Source organism: Paenibacillus sp. CH40, assembly GCF_024213605.1.
Classification (GTDB): Bacteria; Bacillota; Bacilli; order Paenibacillales; family Paenibacillaceae; genus Paenibacillus; species Paenibacillus polymyxa_B.
Genome location: NZ_JANAVQ010000002.1, coordinates 751043 through 771241 on the forward strand (window position 1 = coordinate 751043; position 20199 = coordinate 771241).

Genomic DNA, 20199 nt, shown 5'->3' on the forward strand with positions numbered 1-20199 from the left:
ATACATCTATGAGTAAAATGATAATTCGACCAACTATTCAGGCATTGTAAACAATGACAGTGGACAGAACGAGAAAGCTCTTGCCTAATTAACCTAATTAAAACAAAACATTGTTAAGTTACTGCCATCATATTATAGAGTTTTAGTATCCTGATATCATTGGTGTTTGGATATCCAATGTCACTGGATCATTTCAAACGGACAAAATGTATTCCTCCAAGCCTATTTTCAAACCGTCTTCATCATTGCTCGATGTGACCCTGTCGGCAATTTTCTTAACTTCCTCCGGCGCATTTCCCATTGCAATCCCAAGGCCTGCGTACAAAATCATATCCATGTCATTATAGTTGTCTCCAATGGCCATCGATTCACGATAAGTAATATTAAATATCCCCTCGAGCTCCTGAATGGCATACGATTTGGACACCATCTCATCCATAATTTCCAGATAAGTTCCCTTGGATTTATAAACACTGATACCAGTAACTTCTTTATTGATTTGTTGTACAAGCCGCTCAATGTCTTTGGGATCTCCCATGCATAAAATTTTGTGAATATCATGATCTTCTTCTATATATGAGGGGAGTAACCTCTGTATGGGGGAGCCATTAATAATTTCCGCTTCCTGAATTACCCAAGGATTTTGAATGTTGCCAACGATCCACTGGTCATGTCCATACAAGTTAAAACTGATAGAAGGATAATGATCCATTACAATATCGTATATTCGTTTAATGCTCTTTTTCGATAAACAGATGCTATGAAGGATTTCCCTGTTGCCGCCCAATATTAGAGCACCGCTATAACATATGACGGGAGCGTGAATATTGAGCTCTTGCTGAAGAGGAAAAATGCCGCTTGGCATTCTCGCTGAAACAAGTACAAAAGGGATATTTCTTCCCACAACTTTTTGGATTGTATTTTTGGTGTCGGACGTAATTTGATGTTTTGAATTTAACAACGTCCCATCAATATCGCTAAAGATTGCTTGTATCATGGCCGATGGCTCCCTTGCGATTATTTATCACGATTCTTCCTCAAGCGCCTTGATAATTTCTACTCCGCTATCCTGCAACATCAGCAATGAGTGCTCCGGTGCATCCTGATTTGTAATTAAAATATCAATTTCGGATAAATTCAGGCCTTTAAACGGGCTTGTTAAATTAAATTTTTTGTAATCAGCAAGTAAAAATACTTCTCTGGCACGTCCCGATACCAGCTTTTTAACTAAAGCATCATCACGGTTTGCAAAATACACTCCGTCTTCCATGATGGCGGCAGCTCCTAAAAAAGCTTTGTCAAAAAAAACATCGTTCAACTGCATAGCCGTGTAGTGGTCATAAAAAAAACGATTTTCATGATTAAATTTGCCCCCGAGCAAGTTTATGTTAATTTCACTTTTTGCTGATAAAGCTTCTGCATTATCCAACGAGTGTGTATAAACCGTGAGATTCTTGTCCAATTGCCCACAGAGCAGTTGAATGGTAGTCGATACATCCATGAAACAAACATCTCCGTCAGCGATGTGCGCGGAAGCTGCTTTTGCAATGAGCATCTTTTGCTTTGTTGCTGAAGTTACACGTTCCTTGTAGGCTCTTATTTCTTCTTTTAATAAGGGCAAGGCAATACCTCCATGGGTTCTGATAACCCCCCCTTCGTGAACAAGCTTAATAATATCCCTTCTTGCCGTATCTCTCGAGATGTTCAATAAATTACAAATTTCCGAATTTGATAATTGGTTACGGCTTTGGAGATACTCCAAAATTTTTAAAAGTCGTTCCTCTTGGTAAATATAAAGCCCCCCCTATCCCTATATTCACTATAAGCGATTAGACGCTTTTTGTTAAGTGTTTTTAAGTGTTTTTATAAAGATAAGCAAATTGCTTATATTGTGTATTTCACATAGCAAGTCCCCGGTCCGTGTGCATATTGCATTAAGAGTCCGGGGACTTTATTCATTTTGCCTATTTATTGATAAATTCAATCTTTTGAAGCAAACGTTTTATCATAACTGCCGCCTCGGCGCGGGTAGTTGTTGCATGTGGCTCATAGTGTCCAGTGTCCATACCTTGTGCGATGCCCTGAGCTGTAACAGCGGCTACTGCATTTTGCGCCCAAACCGCGATAGACGAGTGGTCGGCATATCCATCTAGCGATTGCCCGTTTTTGCTGTTGACTGAGACATACCCGGTATATTGTAATGCTTGATGGACAAGTAGAGCCATCTCCTGGCGGCTAATTCCCGATTCAGGACGAAAAGCACCGTCTTCATAACCTTTGACCAGCCCAGCTGAATAGGCTGCGCTGAGATATCCGCTGTACCATGAACCCTTGACTACATCCCTAAAGGCTGGAGTCGCCCGTTCTTTAAGCCCAAGTGCATGAACAAGCATAGCGGCAAATTCGGCGCGGGTAACAGGCCTGGATGGCTCAAATATTCCTTTTATCGAACCGACAACAATTCCTTTTGCGGCAAGCAGCTCTATGTCGGCTTTGCCCCAGTACCCAGCTGGTAAATCACCGAAGGTTGGGCTGCTGTTGACAACGGTATATACACCATTGGAATTATGCTTTATTTCAACGGAGGCTCCATCATCCCCAGCCCGAAAAATGCTCGGTACAAAGATAAGTTTCCTTCTGGCTTCGTCGTAGCAAACTGCGGTGGAACGATTTGGGTCCATCGCTGATGAAAGCGGAAGTGTCCGGCTCACATAGGTATCACCGAAATCAAGAGCGGTTGTTGTACTGCCTGTTACTGCTTCAGCCCTAAAGTCTATAGGAGTCGTTTCCACGGTTGCGCCCGCTTTTACAGCCGCTTCTTGAATAGCCGCATTTTGCTGCATTGTTGCCTTGGATAACGTAATTCGCAGCCCTGGCACGCTATTGGAAGGTGAGGTATTTCTATTCACCCTGCTGGCTGGAAGGGTGTACGTCCCCAGTTCTGTAATTAACTGAAGATCCAGAGTTCGATGCTCGCTCCAAAGCTTATTGGCCATGCTGGTCAGCTCAACGATAACCACGTCAGCCCCAGCAGCTTTCACATGCAAAGTTAGTGCAGAACCTTTTCTTACCGGCAAAGCTTTAAGCAAAGTAAGATCATCCACGACCACTGCGGCTTCTTTCCTGCCATCAGCCTTTTGTGTAATACCCGGAGCATACTCCAATATTCCTGAAGTGGCGGAAGCCGGAATAGATGCCTTGACTGGCAGCTTTACTGCCTGGCTGTCGCTGCCCTTGTTGTTCTGAAAATTGTCACCGGAATGGCCGGAATTGTAACTTGATATTCGAACACTATTAAAGAATGCTGTTGTATCCCTTACATTTAACCCAAAGTATCCTCGTGTGTAACTTTGGTCTTTGGTATCAATCACCAGTTGTCCGTCCAAATAAGCCTTTATGGTATCCCCGACAGCTACAATTTTGAGGTGATAATCCTGATTTGTCCGTAGTTTCAGCTTCGCGTCATTATTGTAGATGGCAAGATCACTACCGGTACCTTTAACAAATTTCATCAACTTAACCACATTATTCCTTACATCCAGATTAATTGCATACGCATTTTTTGCCGTAGGGTCTGAACGAAAGACCAAGGCACCTGCGCCGATGGGGTTTTCTATGTTATCTTTTTCAGGATCATCGGGATGCGAATCTGTATCCGGCACTTTAATGTCCGCTTCATATATAAAGTTCTCACCGAAATTACTTGCCAGAATAAACGCATCCCCTACGCCCTGCCCCTGTTTTCCATTGATAGTATCCGCCCATTTGCCGCTGATCGTCGTCCAATCTGACAGTACGGAGACACTAGATGGGGGCACTTTCCAGACACTTTTTAACGGAAATATTTTCAAAGACTTTAATTCCACATCCCCGCCCTTACTGTAGATTTGCATTCCTTTACTCGAAGGATGAGGGAATATTTGGTCAGTTATCACTGTTTCTCCATTATTCCCGAACACCTCCAGCGCCGACCGGTCAACAAAAATATGCATTTTCACCGTACCGTTTAAAGCCTTCAGCGGGCCCTCATGTTTATTTGTGATATCAGGTCCGAAATCATAATTCCCGGAATTCGTACGGTCAACGAACAGCTTTTCATTGTAGACATCATACCCGACCGTTGTATATTCCTCAGTTCCTTTACGAACCTTAAAACCAAACTCAGTTGCTTCGGTATTGGAAAGATCAAACTCTGCAATCATTTCAAATGTATCGTCAGAAAAGTTGGATAGGAGGTCGCTTTCTCCCTTAATCTTTTCATTTATATATGAAATTCCCTTTGTTTCAGCACGAATGCCGGCCAGAGAAATTGGTGTTTGTTTTAACCGTAATCCTTCCTCTGTCTGGGTCAGTTCCATCATTCGCGGCAGTGACATGGAACTTCTCCATGTTGAAGTAGGTGTATCTTGAGCATAAGTCCAGTTACTCATCCAGCCAAGCCAGTATTTCTCGCCTTTCTCCCCTTCAATTCCGCTCCACTCCACAGCGGCATAATAATCAGCTCCATAATCGGACCATAATATTTGGTCGGAAGAATTCTCATTGGTGAAGGTTTTCCCATCAAAGCTTCCTACAAAATATTGCATTCCGGATCCGCCTGCAGGTCCTCCCGGATTTATACTTACCTGCAGAACCCATTTCTTTTTTGAAGGGTCGCCATCAATAGGCAATTCAATTAATGCAGGACATTCCCATACGCCGCCTATACTTCCGTTTGTAGAAGGTATCCACGAACCTGAGACGGCAGACCAATCCGTTATGAGGCCACTTTGTGGCAAATTGCCTTTTTCCGGCTCTTGTGCAACCTGGTCAACGTCTTCCGGAATTGGTCTGTCATTATAAACATTGATATCATCCAGGTTGATATGCCCCCAGCTTCCCGTTGCATTGTCTACAGCTTTGATATATAGCACTTCACCAATATAATTGGAAGCATCCCATACGTATCTGCTATACGTTTCCTTTTCGAATTTCGTATTTGCTTGACGAAGCAATTCCTGATCGTCAGAAGCTCTGACTAACGATAAATAACGGTTGCTGACGTCTTTGCCTCCGCCCATCATCAGGTTAATCTCTCCGGAGCCACCCAGTTTGAAATAGGATGAATGCAGTTCTCCAGTAGCATCATCCCCCTTGTGACTATCGGAAAACCCCCATAGATGATACTTGCCTTGCTGGTCGAAAGTTCCACCCCACCAATCCTTTCGATCTGTTACATGGTCATTAGTAAATGCTTCCCCTTGTACACTGGTCCACCCAGTCAGATCCCCTGTTTCAAAATCATGGTTAAGTATTTCATTCTCCTCTGTGATGATATTTTTGCCCAACTGAACATTCTGGAAGAGCACAGAGGAATTCGCCAAATGCAAGCCGAAAACGCCGGAGGAAAAGGTAGAATCATTTACATCCTGAGTAAGTTTACCATCTAAATATACTTTTATATTCTCTCCATAGGTCCTCACCTCTAAAGGGTAATTCGTATACGTAGCGAGAGATACAGTGGCCTCGGCTAGGACTGATTGCTTCCCGTCCTCAAGCTTCATCAATTTTATTTTATCGTTGTGAGCATCGAGGCTCGCCATATATCCATTTCTCACCTCGGCATCTGCCCGAAAAACAAGTGAGCCGATTTCATCTCCGCCATCCGATAATTCAATGTTCGCCTGATATCGAAAGTTTTCCCCGGCTTGCCCGCTCATTACATATGAATTCACCGCGGAAGTCCCGGTCATTCCTTTCACGGTGTCTTCCCAGGAACCGCTTACAACAGTCCATTTTGACAAATTGGTCACAAAGTTTGATGTATTATTGAATTTCACATTTCGAAAAGAGGCTGTTGAATTCCATGCGGTTAACCCATAGTAGCCGTATACAAATTCATCATCCGTTTGTTCGATAACCGATTGGTTGTTTACAAAAACCTGAATGTGATGTCTATCCGTTACAATTTGTAAATGATAGGTAGATGAAGTATCCAGGCGCAAAGAACTGGCCCCAAGTTCAATGCTTTCTCCATTCCTATTTTTGGTTAAAGTTACGCGATCATTTTTGGCATCTAGATTGACTACATAGCCGTTGGCCGCACGCTTATCAGAACGAAAAACCAGTCCTCCTGATCCTTCCCGGCCATTTTTTGCATTAAGGGTAATGTCGCCCTCATAGTTGAATGATCCACCTTCTTGTGAAGAAATCGCGTAAGAAGTGGAATCCAGACTATTGGCCTGTATTCCACCATCTGGACCAAATTCACTGGCATAAGTCCAATTTTTTAAATTGGGAGAAGTATAGAACATCACCTTATTGTTAGCAACTAACGACATCACCCACTGATTGGATTGTTCATGCCAAAATACTTTGGGATCGCGCCAATCGGCGGCGGGAGGTTCAGGCATTACCGGATTCCCTTCATATTTTTTCCATGTTCTCCCTTTATCCAAGCTGTAAGCAATGCTTTGAACCTGACCCTTATCACCTGAATGGGTAAAGATGGCTACCATTGCTTCCTTTCCAAAGCCGGCTGTATTTCCCCAGTCGATTACAGTGCTTCCGGAAAAAATCTGTCCGTGGATATCAGGAGAAAGTGCAACAGGTAGATGTTCCCAATGAACAAGGTCTCTACTCACAGCATGCCCCCAATGCATCGGTCCCCATGTCGTTCCATATGGATAATTTTGGTAAAATAAATGATATTCACCCTTGTAATAAACCATTCCATTGGGATCGTTCAACCAGTTGGCCTCGGGAGAAAAATGAAATTGATTGCGGTACGTTTCCTGATAATATCCTGGATCTGATGCAAACGCTTTCGTGAATGAAGTTAAAGATAATAATAAGATGATACTAAGTGCTAAAGAACAAATCCGATTCATATTTTTACTCCTCATCTTGTTCACTCCCTTTATAACTAATTTTATAAATCAGTTCAAAACGCCTCATAATGAAAGCCTATCCCCGGTGATGGATAACTCCTTGACCAAATAGTTTTAAGAATTATTCAAGCCAAGACACCGAGAGCGTATCCAATAATACCAATTGCGAATAGCGCAAAAATGAGAGCCATGGCGTTCACTTTCTTTTTAAGCAGTCTCATGCAAAGAAAGGTCAGTAAGAACGGTAGTAACCTTACTGTACAGCCGCTTAATCGTCGGAATTAAGGAACCAAGAACGTACGAATATTTTGTTTAAGTCGTTTTTGGTCATCTTCTTTTCTTCCATATGTACTCCCCTTCTTTCATAAAATATTTTCTTATAGCTCTTCAATTTCCGCCGTATTTCGAACTGAGCTGGATGTATAGCAGAGCCAGCACAGTTCCTACGATCCCAAAACCAACTAGATTGATGTTCGTGAAAGCGGCAATGACAAATCCCAGGAAGAAGAAGGGATGTTATAGCCCACTGCAAATAAGCAGCATACTTAACTTCCTCTTCACCATCTTTCACATCCTCTTTTAATATTTTGAACTCCAAGTAATGTTCTTGACAAAACGTTTATATTTAACTCTATAGCTCAATATCTTATATTTACGCTGCTTTGGTCACAAAAATCCGACAAAGTCCGGCCAAGGATGACTCCCTGACCGGCACGTTTTAAGCCAAAACACCAAATGCGTACCCAATAATGCCTACTGCGAATAAAGCAAAAATCAGAGCGATTGCGTTCACTTTCTTTTTCAGTAGCCTCATACATAAAAAGGTCAATAATAGTGGTAAAAGTCCAGGCATCAATTGATCCAAAATCATCTGAACGGTCGTAATAACCTCTTTTCCATCCGTTCCCACATAACTTGATACCACCAGCGGCACATTCAGGGTAGTCCATTTGGAAACAAGTGCGCCCATAACGAAAAGCCCCAGTATGGAGGCTGACTCCGTGAGTTTTTGCAACCGGTTTCCCGACATATCGGAGACAATCTCCGTACCTTTGTGATAACCGTATTTCAGACCGTACCATTTCGTTGCCAAGCGTGCAGTGTTAAAGAGAAGGAAGAAAAGAACCGGTCCGACAAGGCTGCCGGATAAGGCGATTGAGGCTCCGAGAGCAGCCAGAACCGGACGTAAAGTCCCCCAGTAAATGGGGTCACCCACTCCCGCAAGAGGTCCCATTAGACCGACTTTGACTCCACTTATGGTCGCATTGTCAATCGGCTGGCCGCTCGCTTTCTGCTCTTCCATCGCAGCCGTTACACCCATAATAGGCGCCGAGATAAACGGTTGAGTGTTGAAAAATTCCAGATGTCTTTTCAATGCCTCTTTTTGATCTTCTTTCTTGCTGTACAGCCGCTTAATCGCAGGGATCAAGGTGACACAGAAACCGATCGACTGCATTCGCTCAAAATTGAACGAGCCTAACAGGAAGCATGAACGGACAAACATCTTATTTAAATCACTTTTAGTCAGCTTCTTTTCTTTCATAGTGCTCTCCTCTCCCTTCAGGTAGTTACTATAACTCTTCGATTTCTTCCATCTTCTCATTACGCTGGTTGTATTTTGGGCTCAGCTGGATGTAAAGCAGAGCCAGAACCGCGCCAATGACCCCAAAACCAACCAGATTAATGCTGGTAAAAGCTGCAATGACAAAGCCCAGAAAGAAGAATGGCATCAGGTATTTGGCTGCCATCATATTAATGACCATCGCATACCCTACGACGACGATAAAGCCGCCCGCAATTTGTAGTCCTCTGGTGATAACCTCCGGAATTGCGTTAAGCATAGCAGTCACCAGGCCCGTTTCTGCGGCAACTGCCACCAAAACAGCGGGCAAAGCAACGCGCAGACCTTGCAAAAGCAAGGCAATAAAGTGACATAGCTCAATTCCTTTGAAATTTGCAGATTCCGCATACTTATCGGCTAAATGCTGGAAGAAGACAGTAATTGTCCTGACAAAAATGGTAAGCACTTGTCCGGCGGCTGCAATTGGAATCGCAACGGCAATTCCGGCGCCGATCGATTGATGGCCGACGATGACCAAAATGGTTGAAACCACGCTGGCTAGAGCAGCGTCTGGTGCCATGGATGCTCCTACATTCATCCATCCCAAAGCCATTAATTCCAGAGTACCGCCAAGTATAATGCCAGTTTTGAGATCGCCGAGGACAAGGCCAATCAACGTACACGCAATCAGAGGACGATGGGTTTGCCCTTCATCCAGAACGCTACCCATGCCACATATGGCCGCTACCAGTGTTACCATCACAATTTGAAAAACAGTCATTTCTATAACTCCTCTCTAGTTGCCGCCTGGTATTTACGATCACATATCCTGCAGTTTGGTAATCAAGTTGATTTTCGGATCACTGGCTACTTTTCTGATTTCCAGCTCAATGCCTTTTTCATGCAGCTTACGAAATGCATCTACATCCTGTTGGTTTACGGATACCGCCCCGGTAATCTGTGTCTTTCCTTCCTTAAAACACATTCCTCCAACATTCACCGAGCGGATGGGTACTCCCCCTTCCACAACCCGCAGTACATCCGTAGGGTTGGTAAAGAGAAACAATGTTTTAAAATCACTGTATTTGGGGTTATTATAAGCCTCTATCGCTTTGTTAATCGTTACGACATACGCCTTAATTCCAGGCGGCGACACCTGAAGCAATAAGGTTTTGCGTAATGTATCCGCTGCGACATCATCGCTAACGGCGATAATCTTATTGCACTTCGCTTCTTTCACCCAAACGGTCGCCACCTGACCGTGAATCAGACGGTCATCAATACGAACTAATGCAATTTCCATTCTATAATTCCTCCTCTAATTGACTGTTTCGAATGGCACGAAAAGACATCATGGAATCGTGCCCTGCATGGATCGCTAAATTTACCAAATTCTCCACTTGTTCAATTCCTCTGTTTGCAAGAAGGTCAACGATCATTGGCAGGTTTACTCCTGTCACAATATCCATTTTTTCATGGTTAACTGCAATTCGGCTGGCAGCATTATAAGGACTGCCGCCGAATAGATCAACAAGGAAGATAACACCGTCCGTCCAATCCAGCGATGCCAACGCAGCCTTATATTTCTCTACAAGTCCGCTGACACTTTCACCTGGTTCAAACGTAACACCTGCCACATTATCCAAATGGCCGAAAACCATTTCTGTTGACCTCAGTATTTCTTCAGAAAATTTCCCGTGTGTCCCAACAATTACACCGATCATCTGTCTCACCCCCTTTTTTTCTCTCCACATATCTATAATGCAAGTTCTGTGCCAAACTTCTGTATAGATCAGAAGAAATTTTGTAAACAACAAAAAAACCCCCGTTGCGTCGGAGGTTTTTTTCCAGTCTGAACAGATCATTATTTATCAATCTCCACTGCTTTCATACACATATGAAAGCGTTTTATACTCTTTGGCCATTACTGTGGAATAAAGTTATATACTTCGCTCAACATTTCGCAAATATAATATTTTTCGTCTTCAGAAAGTATAAGATTCATACCAGAAACAAATATGCTGCATGAACGGTTTACCACCTCGAATATGTGCTGGTCGAGCTGTTTCACTTCCCCCTGATAAACAAGTCCATCGCGAATAACCATACGTTCCAGCGCATAAGCTGTGTGAGTAGAAATTTGGACTTTTGTTGCATAATCAAATTTGACTTCTAATCCAAGTTCCAGTTCTTGCACAAATCTCATCACCATTCCCAGAATTTTGTGGGGATTCAAATACGTCATAAATTCTTTCAGACTTTCCTCGCATAACTCCCTGACGACTACACTTTGATCCACAGCAGGGATCTGCTTGTTATTCAGCAGTAGCTCTCTCAATGTCTGCTCACCGCTCGCTTCAATCAGCTTTTCCAAGGGAATAAACGGGATTTCCGGCTCGCTTGGCCGTTTTACTCCAATCACGGCAAGAATGGTTCGCTTAGACCGCATATCCTGGACCACTTTATCCAACTCTCTTACGTTTGCCGGGACAACCAGTATCTCCTCATCCGTCAAATCGCAGACAACTTTCTCTACAAACTCTTTCAATTTGACCGCTGCACCTTTGCCGGAGGAGCAAACCGTCACAATTGCCTTATGAACTACTTTCACTGCGGCGCTGCTATTGTTATATCCCCTGAAATCCTTTAGCGATTGGTATATCTCCTCTATCCCCATGTCAAAAACACTGGCCTTTCGGACAGCCTCCAGCGTGAGCGGAGTTGAAACCATATCAATAGTCTTTACATTGATTCCAACACGTTCCATAATAGTTTCTTCAAGATTGAGCAAAGAGCCCATATCAACCAGCAGCAACACGCCTCTACCACGGTCAATGCTCTTTACTTTATCGATAATAAGCTCCAAAATTTCCCTAGGACTGACATCGAGGGGCATATCAACAGCACAAAGATTAGAGCTGCCCAGCAAGCTGTCTACGACGCCGACGATGCTGCTCGCTGTACTGGTACCGTGTGCTGCCACAATAATTCCCACACTACCCTGTCGTTCTTCCTCAACAGATTTCAGAAGAATCGCCATATAAGTTATTTCGGCCTCCGGTACATGTACACCAAACTTAGACTCGATCAAACTTTTGATAGTCTGGGCCAGTCTGTACTCTTCATCATGTTCATTCATCGGTTCATAGATTCGTGCATCACCGTATTTTTTCTCTCTGGTGCGCTTGAAAAAGGCGCTTAAATGAAGACTGAAAGCATACACGAATCTCTCACTGTAAATTCGGTTTAGTTCCTTTTTGGCCATTTCCTTAATCTGCTCGGAGAATTCAAGGATGTCTTTGTCCACAATTTTCAGAATTCGTTCCCTGCTCCCCTTGGTGTTATAAAAACGGTTATAAAAGCTTTTAATATGGATATTGACATCCGTAGCAATAAATCTGTGGATGTAGGCGTCGTCGAGCCCTTCTTCCTTCAGCATGCCAATCTTGTCTTCAATTAGTTTGTAAAGGTTAAACGGCAGCTCGGAAACAACCTCTTCATCCAAAGCTTTTCTTCCTTCTGGAGTAATGTATAGACACGAGGAAATACATCCGATTTCCTTCATCTTATATTGCGTTTTATCAATATTAAACAAACCATCTCGGATATTTCCCGGCAGGTTTTTAAAATCAAGTCCTATTTCTTCTTTGTTTTCATGTATGCTGTTTAAAAAACCTTTAGCGCATACCAGCTGGATGTTCGACTTTAACTGGCCGATATTGCCGTAGGTGACGCTGCCGATCAGTGCTCTTACTACCTCTGGTTCAATCCTAATCGGCTTGTTTACCCTATTGGCCTCGTTAGCAAACAAATGCTTCAAAATCAGCATTTGCTCCTCAATAGCACGTTCCTGAAGGGAAGGGATATTGATTGTGATGGGTATGCGCCTAATGAAGGTTTTCAGCATGGATGATCCGGGATCCTCCGTCGTAGCTCCAATCAATAACACACTCGCGTCTCTTTTTCGATCCGTTTCGCCCAATTTGTTATAGGTGTGAGTATCCATGAAATAGAAAATCATTTCCTGGCCTTCCGGGGGTAAACGGTGAATCTCATCCAAAAACAGGATGCCTCCGTCAGCTTTCTCCACCAGCCCTGCTTTTTCATGATCAGCGCCTGTAAACGCCCCTTTAACGTGACCAAAGATGTGGGAAAGTAGCAAGTGGGGGTTATTGAAATAATCAGCGCAGTTAAAAACGATAAAGGGCGCATGCTCTGAAAACCGCTTCATATACTTGCCATAATGGTACATCAACCTGGCAAACATAGTTTTTCCAACACCCGTCTGCCCGACTATTAGGGTATGCAGACCTCTAGGAGGATACAGAATCGCTGCCTTCCCCTGCTCAACCTGGTTACGCATGCTGCCCCTGAAACCGATCAAGGCATGGAACGGATCGACCTGTTCGTCAGGCAGCAATACCTCTTTGATGCTTTTGACCTCAATTTGTTTCTCTTTCAGCCGAACCTGAAAGGTGTCCTCGATAATCTGCTTATGCAGAAATCTGACCGGTCTTCCTTTGATTTTAAGGATTAGATCGTCACGCAGCAGATTATTCAACTCTTTGCTCACATTGTTTCTCAACATCTTTTGATCATCAGCAATTTCCGCAGCCGTAATCCCTTCCCCCGCAAATAAAGCCTCTTTGGAAATTTTCTTGGTGCTTTCGGCAATATACTCTAAAATCTTATCTATTCTTTTCACCTGTATTCCTCCAGCCTGAACCAGTCATTGGAAATTGATTTCAACCTGCTTATTTAGGGAACAGAATATGGTTTTTCAGCGCATGAGCTACTCCATCCTCGTCATTCGAGAGAGTAACGGTGTTGGCAGCAGCTTTGACCTCAAGGGGAGCATTTTCCATGGCAATACCAAGTCCCGCAAAGGCCAGCATGTCGATATCATTGTAGTTGTCACCCATAGCCAGACAATCGCTTTGTTTCAGTTGGTACTCTTTTAGCAGAATTTGAATGGCTGCCGTTTTGGAAGCCTTTTTTGACATGATTTCCAGATAAGTAGGCTTGGATAAGTAGAGATTTACTTCTTCGCCGTATAGGGGTCGCAATACTTGAAGGACGCGTCTGATCTCTTCGGGATCACCCATGCACAAAATTTTACTGGTTCCATCAGTCTCTTCCCTCCAACCATTGGTAAGCTTAGAAAAACTATAAATGCGAGGCTCGATATTAGTGATGTCACGTTCTTGAAGCGCCCATGCATCCAATTGCTCAATATACCACTCATCATCCTTATACAGGCTTACGTGAATATCATAAGCAGCCAGGCTGTCAAGCAAACGCTGTGTCATTTTCTTATCTATATAACGGGTGTTCAGCTTGTTCCCGTGTTTATCTATAACAAGTGCCCCACTGTAGCATATGAGAGGCTCAGAAATACCAAGATGATTCTGCAATGGAATAATTGCTTTTGGCATTCGCGCAGAGACAAGAACCACTGGAATCTGCTTATCATTTATAACCTGGAGAATGGTTTCTTTGGTTGCTTCCGTGATTTGATGCGCCGAGTTAAGCAGCGTCCCGTCAATATCAATGCAGACAATTTTATAAGTTTCCATAAATGATTCCTCCAGCTCCAGTGTATTTTGTTATTCAATGAATGAGTATACAAGAAAGATAACGTATATAACCAAAAATACAACACACATAATAACTGTTACTTATTACGACAAGCTTTGGCTTGTTTATGAATCGTTTCTATCAGATAAAATTACTCGGTAACGTTAACATCTAGGCAGGAGAATTGCATAGGCTTAGAGAAGTAGATCTTTCATAAATGACTGACTGTGAATTTGTACCGGAAATGTATGGAAAAGGAGTTTGAATAAGTCAATGATACGATATGGATTACAACAGGAACAAGGATTCAAGCTGGTTATGACGCCCGAATTGCGACAAGCAATCACGATCTTGCAATATTCTTCGGCTGATTTAATATCCTTTCTGCATGAACAGGCGAACAATAATCCAGTCATTGATTTGCCGGAGTTAAATATGTCCATAGGCAGTATCAAAGAAGAAGCAGAGCGGTTTTCACAGAAAGATCAAGGAGATCTGCTTGAACATTATCGTGGCGGAGAAAAATATCCATCGGTCCAGCGAGCAAATCCCGTTACATTTCTGGATTTTGTCCCCAATCCGAATGATACCCTGTTTGAACATCTGAACAGGCAGCTTGGACTGGTATGTGGGCTTACAAATTCACAGCGTATGGTGGCACGGTACCTCATTGGCAATTTGAATGAAATGGGATATTTAGAACTTGATGTTCCAACGGTCGCCTCACTATTGGACGTTCCCATAGCCGAAATTGAGGATATGCTCTTGGTGATACAGAGTTTTGATCCACCAGGGATCGCCTCTTACAGCTTGGAAGAATGTCTTCTTCTCCAGCTCCAGCTTGCTGGCATGGATGATGAATGCATAGTCAGAATGGTAAGCAACCATCTGGCCGATCTGGCGAACAATCGGATACAAAAAATTGCGGATGCTCTTGAAATCGGTAGGCAAGAGGTTATACAGATGGCCGATCGAATTCGCAAGCTAAATCCATGCCCGGGCGCAGCATTTGCTCATAAAGAGCAGCAATACATCATAGCAGATATCACGGTCGAAAAAGCCAACGGGGAATATCTTGTCCTGATTAATGACATTAGTGCGCCGCGGGTTGAGATCAACCCTTTTTACCGGCAAATGATGCAGGATCTACCGAATAGTGAAACCAAACGTTTTATCCATGAGAAGATGAATACGGCAAAATGGCTGGTCAATAGCCTGAAGCAACGTCGGCTGACCCTTCTACGGGTTGCCAAGGCCATTGTGGAAAAGCAGCAGGATTTTTTTGAGCATGGCGTGTATTTCCTCAAACCAATCACCCAAAAGGAGATTGCCGATAAGACGGGCTTACACGAATCCACAGTCAGCAGGGCGGTCAGTAATAAATTTATACAGACGCCTCGCGGATTGTTCGAACTCAAATTTTTCTTTACTTCCTCCTTGACGTCAGCGGACGGAGATGTTGCCTCATCGGAGAGTGCAAAAAAGCGTATCAAAAATTTGATAGATGATGAGGACAAGCAAAAACCGTTATCGGATCAGGCTATTACTACCCTGCTGGGAAAGGAAGGTTTGCATCTATCACGCAGAACCGTGGCGAAATATCGGGAAGAACTGAGATATCTTTCTTCTGCCAAAAGAAAAAAGTTTGAAGTTTAAATGTTTAAGGAATAGTCGCGTTTGATCTGGTTCCATATTTTTCGATTTGGCTTGATCCTGAATGATCCGACTCGCTAGTTCTTGAATTCACCATTCCACCCCCTTTCTTGAACTGGATGTTTTCACTTTTGAAACGCTTCCAATTTGCTGTGAGAAAAACATCAGTTAGTAGATCCATACTATGAATCGACCGAATGAGCTAATATTTTTACAATAAAATCATGTAGTTTCGCCTTGCTTGAAGACAACGGGGAGACGATACACTTGCTGATCTAAAGTTTCACCTTCGATTTTCTTATAAAGCAGTCTGATTGTCATACGTGCCATCTCCTCCACTGGCTGCCTGATTGTAGACAATATCGGATGAAAATAAGGATGGTCCTGAATCCCGTCGTAGCCGATAACCTTTACATCCTCTGGAACGCGAATGCCCTCCCTGCGTGCTCTTTCTATATAGTTGGCGGCTAACATATCGGTAATAGCAAAAATGCCGTCCACATCGCGATGCTCATTTAGGAACTCGTTAAAATAGGCATCGTCGTTCACTATAGGGTCGGGCTTCTCGTAGATTACATAATCGACTCCCAATATTTGCGCCTCATGAATGAAACCTTTTCTCCGATTCATGGTTTCACTGAAAATGGAAGTGACGCTTCCCATAAAAGCCGGTTTCTGGGCTCCCACTTTAACAAGCTCCCTCAAAGCCAGACGCCCTCCCTCATAATTATCGGAGGTCACACAAGTAATTTTTTTGTTGAAGTGCCTATCAATACTTACAATCGGAATGTCATTGCTTACGCTATTTTCTATATCATTGTAAGTAATGCCGACAATACCAGCCACTTTGTTTTGCCGTAGCATATCCAGATAATACAGTTCTTTTTCGGGCTTGCCGCCGCTATTACACAACATAAGCTTAAAGCCTTCCCGATCCAACTCATCCTCAATGTAATAAGCCAGTTCAGAAAAAAAAGGATGCCAGATACTTGGAAGCAGCAAGGCTACCATCTTGGATTTCCTCATCTTGAAATTTCGAGCGACTTCATTAGGAAAATAATTCAGTTCTTGTATAGCTTCCTCCACTTTTCTGCGTGTATCTGGTTTTACAGAGCCCGAGTTGTTAATAACGCGGGATACAGTTCCTACAGCTACGCCAGCTAAGCTAGCTACATCTTTAATACTTGGCATCGGCATCTCCCTCCCCCTATCTCTCTTTATGAAAATTATAATAACACTAAGATGGAAACGTTTCAATTTTGTTGATGCTCTTTTTTCGCTGAAGCTCTTTATCTTCCTTACCGGGCTGAAGCACCAGCGCGGATTCCATTAGGTATACGTCCTTGTCCTCTACATCTGTTCATATTCATCTCTATCCTTCTTGTTTTAGTATGGCCACTTTTTGAAGTCCTTCTTTTACAATCACTTCTGCACGATCCTTGTACTGAAATGTCCTTCCATAATAACATCGGTAGTTTGAATAATTCATCATAAATCAGATCGTGGATGCTTGTAGTGCATAATAGACTGCAAGTTTCTTTTTACTATAGAGATCATAGGGTCAAGTTCTAAAAAGCAATAAAATAAACATTCTCCTGTCGGCTGTAATTAGTTTTGTCATTAATACAGCCTATAAACGCCACTTTCTGTACTATGAAAATGACACTTTCTGTACTATGAAAATGACACTTTCTGTATTATCATTTGTCACTTCTTATATAGACTGTATTGTAAAATGTCATTTATCTGTTGCACCTTAATTGGAAACTTACACGTCTAAAATTGAGGGGAAATGCTTATCTCAATTCTCCGTCTCCATGCCCAATACTAGTTAGCGATCACTACACTAAAAACAAATAATATCATTCGTAGGAGTTCCATTCGAAAATGAACCTACTCATAAGTCTTTACAGATCTTTTGCAATTTAGGATACACGACTCATTATCCTATCCAATATAAAAAAGTGTCAAATTGAAAAACCAATTTGACACTTTTTTTATAGGTCATGAATTTCCCTTATTATTTGCTCATTATCAAAGTAATCCTTATGATTTAGTAAACAATATTTCTCATTTGAAAGTTCAATTACATTGTCTACTACGAAATCGTATAATTTCCTTGGTTAAATCCTAATGTTGATAGTATCAATTGCGAATTTTCAGGTCTATTATTAAATATAAATTCAAATAAAGCCTCTTCTTTGCTGTCGTCAGACTCAACATTGTTAGGACTATCAAGAATGAGGGGAAATCTCAAAACATTTTCATTGAGTTCACTTTTTATTTTCAATAAGTTTAAATACCATATTATTGTTGAGATTGCTTTATTACTCCCACGGGCCTCATAATTTTTCCTCGTTGATTTCTTCTAGTCCGTATTTCTGTTTAGACTCAGTCATATATTGCTCATATAATAAATTAGCCTTTTTCTTCTTGTCATTATAACAGTACATAGTCCTTCACTAGAGGTTTCATCAGAAAGAATTTCAAACTTAGCTGCCGGATGTCTGCTTTGGCTACGGCACTTTAAAGGGTAAAGTTACCCGGTGGATTTGAACCACCTAATGATGCGACTGTGAGGTGCACCCAAAAAAGAGGCTCCCTATACTGGGGGCCTCTTGATATTATAGTAGCGTTGACGGCTTTAAACGAAACCTAAAAGAGAAATGTATATTCATTTATACCATTTTCCACTCATGAAGTTCCAAGCGAAGCGCTTTTTCCGACACATACGGGTCTTTTTCAACCATCGCCTGTGCCTCTTCCAATGAATCTGCAACGTAAATGACTAGACCGCCGGCCCCATCAACAAAAGGTCCCATGGCATAAATTTTCCCCTGTTCCTTCATTTTGTTCAAAAATTCCAGGTGCTTAGGATGTAACTCTTGTCTTTTTCCCGGGTCAACTATGTGCAAGATTGCTGCGTAATGTGCCATTGTACCACTCCTTAAGTGAATGAAAAATAGATTACCAAGTCTATGAAGCCTTTATATTCTTAATAGCACGAATCTTTTGAATTAGTACACAATTTCGTGATCTTCACGTTTTTCATACAGTGAGGCCACTGGCTCGATAGTCCGTGATGCGCTCCGTCCATTACTGCTGGTGTCGTTCTGCTTTGGTCATCTGGCAAATCTCCTTGAGTTAAGATATGCCTAAGATCTCATAACTGGTGTTGGGTTTACAGGTGTACTGGGTTTGACGCTTACGTTTTAACTGTGGAGTGTATACTCCGAAGTCACTTTAACGTTTCTTTCAATGGTGTTTCTCACAGGTGATATTTCTATGGCTTTTGCAATCAACTTTTCAACCTGCGCTTCATCTGCGTCACTGTCCACATTGAAACGAACGTTTATTTCATCAAAGCCAGAATTCCCCTCTTTTAAGCCAAAGAAAACGTTCAGATCTATTTCGCCAGTAACATCAACGTCCAACGAATTTACTTTAATCCCCATACCACTAGCTGTTGCAATGAATCCAACACCTACACAAGCGCCAAGTGCACTTAACAAAAGCTCAACGGGATTAGGCCCTTTTCCAGTTCCGGATAGCCACTCTGGTTCATCAATGGGTACCGGCTTATAGTCCCCAACCTCGGCCTCCGAGTAAAACCCATCTTTCCATTTTACTGTAGAAGCAAAACTTGTAATCGCATCCTCAGGATTTTCCTTATATTTTTCTGCCAAGCTTCCGAGCATATTCACATCTACACCGTTCATTTCACTCATATTTAGGACTCCTCTATTTTATATTTTTCATAGACCAATTTAATTGGATCCTGGCTTGTCCTTTATGACTTTTTAGGCGGGATCGCACACCCTTCATCAGTACATAGTCCTTCACTAGAGGTTTCATCAGAAAGAATTTCAAACTTAGCTACCGGATGCTCTTCTTCCCAAACTTTCTCCAACACTTGAGAAAAAGATTCTGTCGGCTGTGCCCCTGAAACTGCATATTTTTGGTTGAATATAAAGAACGGTACCCCGCTAATCCCAACTCTACGAGCTTCATCTTGATCTTTTCGTACTTGATCTTTATAGAGATCCTTATTTTTCAATACTCCGAGGGCTTCTTTTCTGTTTAATCCAACTGCTTCTGCAATATCGGCCAGTGTATCATAATCTCCTACATCCCTTGATTCAGTGAAATGTGCAATAAGTAATTTTTCATTCAACGTTGTTTCTTTGCCATTCGTTTTTGCCCATTTTAATAAACGATGAGCATCCAGTGTATTGGTGGGTTTAAGACTATCTAATTGAAAGGATAATCCCACGTTCTTGGCTTGTTGAGTTAAGTGGCTAAGAAATTCTTTTGCTTGTTCTCTTCCTCCAAATTTAGGGGTTAATTTTTCTACAAAACTTGTTCCATCATACGAAGAAGCTCCCGGATCAAGCTCAAAGCTTTTGTATTCAATAATTATTTCATCTTTATGCGGTAATCCATCTAAGGCTCGCTCCAGATTTTGTTTACCAATATAGCAGAATGGACATGCAATGTCAGACCAGATTTCAATTTTCATGTTTCTACCCCTTCTCAGTT

14 protein-coding genes and 4 pseudogenes are annotated in these 20199 nt (G+C 42.3%); 1 reads left to right on the plus strand and 17 read right to left on the minus strand.

Annotation, left to right across the window (positions count from 1 at the left end; translation table 11 throughout):
• Window positions 1–193 precede the first annotated feature (193 nt).
• The 13 genes and pseudogenes from NLX73_RS09970 to NLX73_RS10025 all read right to left on the minus strand — a co-directional run bounded on the left by NLX73_RS09970 (window position 194) and on the right by NLX73_RS10025 (window position 14006).
• Entirely contained in the window at window positions 194–997 is an 804-nt protein-coding gene (locus NLX73_RS09970; protein ID WP_250267915.1) for a Cof-type HAD-IIB family hydrolase, read from the minus strand.
• A 27-nt stretch (window positions 998–1024) separates the two neighbouring features.
• Window positions 1025–1621: a DeoR/GlpR family DNA-binding transcription regulator gene (locus NLX73_RS09975; protein ID WP_155271685.1), complete on the minus strand. Its 597-nt coding sequence runs from the start codon at window positions 1619–1621 to the stop codon at window positions 1025–1027.
• Between the two features lie 9 nt (window positions 1622–1630).
• Window positions 1631–1792 (minus strand): annotated as a pseudogene (locus tag NLX73_RS25105) (DeoR family transcriptional regulator); the annotation flags it as partial.
• A gap of 172 nt (window positions 1793–1964) precedes the next feature.
• A complete protein-coding gene (locus tag NLX73_RS09980) occupies window positions 1965–5732 on the minus strand; it encodes a GH32 C-terminal domain-containing protein (protein ID WP_367997096.1) in 3768 nt (1255 codons plus the stop codon).
• 90 nt (window positions 5733–5822) lie between these two features.
• Window positions 5823–6869: pseudogene (locus NLX73_RS25110) on the minus strand (glycoside hydrolase family 32 protein); the annotation flags it as partial.
• Window positions 6870–6994: 125 nt separating this feature from the next.
• A pseudogene (locus NLX73_RS09990) lies at window positions 6995–7114 on the minus strand (PTS system mannose/fructose/sorbose family transporter subunit IID); the annotation flags it as partial.
• 142 nt (window positions 7115–7256) lie between these two features.
• Window positions 7257–7382 (minus strand): annotated as a pseudogene (locus tag NLX73_RS09995) (PTS mannose/fructose/sorbose transporter subunit IIC); the annotation flags it as partial.
• Between the two features lie 205 nt (window positions 7383–7587).
• The gene (manZ, locus tag NLX73_RS10000) at window positions 7588–8412 is read right to left on the minus strand and encodes a PTS mannose transporter subunit IID (RefSeq protein WP_165176079.1); all 825 of its coding nucleotides are present in this window, start codon (window positions 8410–8412) and stop codon (window positions 7588–7590) included.
• A 28-nt stretch (window positions 8413–8440) separates the two neighbouring features.
• Window positions 8441–9211: a PTS mannose/fructose/sorbose transporter subunit IIC gene (locus tag NLX73_RS10005; RefSeq protein WP_023988666.1), complete on the minus strand. Its 771-nt coding sequence runs from the start codon at window positions 9209–9211 to the stop codon at window positions 8441–8443.
• A gap of 39 nt (window positions 9212–9250) precedes the next feature.
• Window positions 9251–9733: a mannose/fructose/sorbose PTS transporter subunit IIB gene (locus NLX73_RS10010; RefSeq protein WP_039269822.1), complete on the minus strand. Its 483-nt coding sequence runs from the start codon at window positions 9731–9733 to the stop codon at window positions 9251–9253.
• A 1-nt stretch (window position 9734) separates the two neighbouring features.
• Window positions 9735–10154: a PTS sugar transporter subunit IIA gene (locus tag NLX73_RS10015; protein WP_039269820.1), complete on the minus strand. Its 420-nt coding sequence runs from the start codon at window positions 10152–10154 to the stop codon at window positions 9735–9737.
• A 200-nt stretch (window positions 10155–10354) separates the two neighbouring features.
• Window positions 10355–13135, minus strand: a complete 2781-nt coding sequence (locus NLX73_RS10020; protein WP_254326028.1) for a sigma-54-dependent transcriptional regulator — start codon at window positions 13133–13135, stop codon at window positions 10355–10357.
• 49 nt (window positions 13136–13184) lie between these two features.
• Window positions 13185–14006, minus strand: a complete 822-nt coding sequence (locus NLX73_RS10025) for a Cof-type HAD-IIB family hydrolase (protein ID WP_254326029.1) — start codon at window positions 14004–14006, stop codon at window positions 13185–13187.
• 274 nt (window positions 14007–14280) lie between these two features.
• On the opposite strand from NLX73_RS10025, the gene rpoN reads away from it, so the two are divergent.
• The gene (gene rpoN, locus NLX73_RS10030) at window positions 14281–15663 is read left to right on the plus strand and encodes an RNA polymerase factor sigma-54 (RefSeq protein ID WP_254326030.1); all 1383 of its coding nucleotides are present in this window, start codon (window positions 14281–14283) and stop codon (window positions 15661–15663) included.
• Between the two features lie 219 nt (window positions 15664–15882).
• Here rpoN and NLX73_RS10035 read toward each other — a convergent pair whose 3' ends face one another.
• The 4 genes from NLX73_RS10035 to NLX73_RS10050 all read right to left on the minus strand — a co-directional run bounded on the left by NLX73_RS10035 (window position 15883) and on the right by NLX73_RS10050 (window position 20179).
• Window positions 15883–16851, minus strand: a complete 969-nt coding sequence (locus tag NLX73_RS10035) for a LacI family DNA-binding transcriptional regulator (protein WP_250267910.1) — start codon at window positions 16849–16851, stop codon at window positions 15883–15885.
• 1487 nt (window positions 16852–18338) lie between these two features.
• Entirely contained in the window at window positions 18339–18596 is a 258-nt protein-coding gene (locus NLX73_RS10040) for a YciI family protein (protein ID WP_134910491.1), read from the minus strand.
• 276 nt (window positions 18597–18872) lie between these two features.
• Window positions 18873–19388, minus strand: coding sequence for an OsmC family protein (locus tag NLX73_RS10045; RefSeq protein WP_254326031.1), 516 nt, complete (start codon window positions 19386–19388; stop codon window positions 18873–18875).
• Between the two features lie 62 nt (window positions 19389–19450).
• On the minus strand, window positions 19451–20179 hold the full coding sequence (locus tag NLX73_RS10050; protein ID WP_254326032.1) for a DsbA family oxidoreductase: 729 nt from the start codon (window positions 20177–20179) through the stop codon (window positions 19451–19453).
• Window positions 20180–20199 lie beyond the last annotated feature (20 nt).